This is a genomic window from Cellulomonas sp. P4_A2 (genome assembly GCF_056402515.1).
The window spans coordinates 1-361 of the sequence record NZ_JBFUHG010000249.1; the positions used below are offsets into that span (position 1 = coordinate 1).

At 69.8% G+C, this 361-nt stretch carries 1 protein-coding gene; it reads left to right on the top strand.

The genetic code is table 11. The features are described from left to right. Positions 1-361: hypothetical protein (locus tag AC1DUE_RS20925; RefSeq protein WP_477041310.1), on the top strand; the 361-nt coding region annotated here is incomplete at both ends.

The following is a 361-nucleotide window of genomic DNA, read 5'->3' on the forward strand; positions in this document are numbered from 1 at the left end:
ACCCTCGGCACGATCGACCTGATCGCGGTCCTCAACGGCGGCGCGTACGAGGACGCCTCGGACCGCTTCTACTCCTCACCGACCCAGATCATCCTGCCCGGCACCTCCCGCAAGATGGACGACGGCTGGGAGAACCGCCGCCGCCGCATCCGCGACACGAACGACTGGGTCCGCTTCCGTCTGGTCGCCCAGGGGGCGGTCCGCGCGGTCGAGATCGACACGGCCTGCCTCAAGGGCAATGCGGCCGGCTGGATCGCCCTCCAGGGCCGCAACGGCGAGACGGGCGAATGGTTCGAAATCATCCCCCGCACCAAGCTTCAGCCCGACACCCTCCACCGCTTCCCGCTCCACGCCCAGGCGG